The 1,905-nt window shown below is 71.2% G+C and carries 5 protein-coding genes; all 5 read right to left on the bottom strand.

Translation table 11 applies throughout. The features are described 5' to 3' along the window. Nucleotides 1-113: 113 nt before the first annotated feature. Entirely contained in the window at nt 114-344 is a 231-nt protein-coding gene (locus tag VGT06_03605) for a hypothetical protein (GenBank protein ID HEV8662217.1), read from the bottom strand. A 23-nt stretch (nt 345-367) separates the two neighbouring features. Beyond that, nucleotides 368-604: a hypothetical protein gene (locus VGT06_03600; GenBank protein HEV8662216.1), complete on the bottom strand. Its 237-nt coding sequence runs from the start codon at nt 602-604 to the stop codon at nt 368-370. Then, on the bottom strand, nt 579-890 hold the full coding sequence (locus VGT06_03595) for a hypothetical protein (GenBank protein ID HEV8662215.1): 312 nt from the start codon (nt 888-890) through the stop codon (nt 579-581). The genes VGT06_03600 and VGT06_03595 overlap by 26 nt, the downstream gene beginning before the upstream one ends. A 5-nt stretch (nt 891-895) precedes the next feature. Beyond that, on the bottom strand, nt 896-1,354 hold the full coding sequence (locus VGT06_03590; GenBank protein HEV8662214.1) for a peptidoglycan recognition family protein: 459 nt from the start codon (nt 1,352-1,354) through the stop codon (nt 896-898). Between the two features lie 175 nt (nt 1,355-1,529). Then, the coding region (locus tag VGT06_03585) for a hypothetical protein (GenBank protein ID HEV8662213.1) at nt 1,530-1,905 on the bottom strand (376 nt) is incomplete at its 5' end.

Below are 1,905 nucleotides of genomic sequence, written 5' to 3'. Positions count from 1 at the left end.
CAGGAGCACGCCGACCGCCAGATAGGCCGAGAACCCCGTCAGCAAGAGCCAGGCGGCCAGCGTCCCCGCCTCGACCGCCGTGAACAGCGCCGTCTTCCCGAACTGCTTGAGCGTCATCGCTCCTCCCTCTCCGCCGGCGCGCCCAGGCCCGGCTGCATCCCGCACCGCCCACACCGCAGGCCGCCGCCGGCCACGGCCGCCCAGGCGTGCAACCCGCAGGCGTCCTCCCGGTTCCGCTGGACCTCCCGCGCGTCCGTCCGCAGCAGGTACCGGAACCCGCCGCACAGCACCAGGCCGAACAGGAGGTGCAGCGCCAGGACCGCCCCCACGTCCGCCAGCGTCACCCGCCCCTCTCCCACTGCCCCTCTCAGGAAGCGACGTCCCCCATGCCGCCCTCGCGGGCCGACTCCGGCGCCGGCGCCGTGCCCTCCCGTTTCTCCAGCCAGTGCGCGTTCAGCGTCACCGGCCAGTCGCCTTCCTTCGCGTGCGCCGGCCGAACGATCGCGTTGCAGGTCTCCTGCCCCGGGTAGACCTCCGTGACGACTCCCTCCAGGATCACGCGATCCCCCGGCTTCAGCTCACGGTTCAATCGGTCGTGCGGCATGGATCCCCTCCCCGGCCGGCGCCGGTTCGCTCTCCTCGCTCCCGTCGCCCCAGCACGCCGCCAAGGCCCGGTCGTAGTCCCGCCCGTGGCCCGTCACGGGATCGAGCTCGAGCTGCCCCTCGCGGGCCCACTCCTTGAAGCGCTCTTCCGCGCACGTCGCCCTGTCCGGATCCCCCGCGGGCATCTCCGCCCCCAGCTCCTGGAGGTAGGCATCCGCCAGGAGGAGGGCGGTTACCAGGGCCAGGACCGGGATCGCCAGCGCCACGGCCACCGTAAGGGGGAACATGCGCCTCATCCCGGCAGGGCGCCCCGGAACTCGGCCATCGGAAAGAGCCGCCCGGGGCAACTCTTGTATTCCCCCTTCGTCCAGTCGAGCCCAGCCATGAGCCCCACCTCCCGGTGCCCGATCACGTTGGCCGCCGGGATCCCGTAAAGCCGCTGGAGCCACCGGACCAGCGCGAGCGCCTTCTCCCATTGCGGCTCCGGCGGGGGTGCCTCGTCGAAGTTCCCGATCAGGCACACCCCGAAGCTCCGCTCGTTCATCCCGGCTTCCTTCGCGTGGGCGCCGGGACCGTCCGAGAGCCGCCCGAGCAGGATCTCGTAGGCGTCCCCGACGAGCTCCACCCCGGCGTGGTACCCGATCTCCTTCCACCCCAGCTCCTGCACGTGATAGCGCCTGATCGCCCCCCAGGACACCGTCCCGCTGTCCCGGGTCAGGGAATGGTGGACGACGATGAACTCGGGCGTCACATGGGGTCTCCGGGCAAAGAAAAAGGGCCCGGGTGCCGGTCGGTATCGGCTCCCCGAGCCCTCTCGCTCGGACGGGGCGTTCGCCTTTAGGGCGAGCCGCGCGCTAGATTGTCGCCAGGTAGGTTATGGCAAACCCTGGCCTCCGTCAAGGACCAAAAAGACCGCCGACATCCGACTAGGCAGCAGGCCCCGAACCGCTCGCCTCCGGCGGAGGGTCTGGCTTCGGCGCTTCCGATGCTGGCCCCTCGTGTTTGGCCGGCTGCTTCCGCTGTGGGAGCCGGATCCGGAGGCCGTCCATCTCCGTCGCCGCGGCCTCGTTCAGGAGCCGCCGGACGCCCTGGACGATCTCCTCGAACTCGATCAGGACGCCGGTCCTGCCCCGGAGGCTCCGCCGCAGGAACCGGAGCGACGGCTCCGAGAGCAGCGCGGCCAGCAGGCTCTTGGGCTCCAGGACCTTCGTGCGCCTCCACAGATCGGGCAGGCCGCCTCGCCGGACGAACCGGTAGCTCAGGATCTCCAGCTTTGGCAGCAGGTCCGCGGGCTCCTCCGTC

Source organism: Candidatus Methylomirabilis sp. (genome assembly GCA_036000645.1).
GTDB lineage: Bacteria > Methylomirabilota > Methylomirabilia > Methylomirabilales > JACPAU01 > JACPAU01.
Note: the sequence above shows the minus strand (reverse complement) of the source record. Positions and strands in the feature narration are given on the sequence as shown.

What these genes read in the sequence shown, in the direction of transcription:
- VGT06_03600 (HEV8662216.1), bottom strand. Translation starts at nt 604, where the DNA reads ATGCCGCACGACCGATTGAACCGTGAGCTGAAGCCGGGGGATCGCGTG.
- VGT06_03595 (HEV8662215.1), bottom strand. Translation starts at nt 890, where the DNA reads ATGTTCCCCCTTACGGTGGCCGTGGCGCTGGCGATCCCGGTCCTGGCC.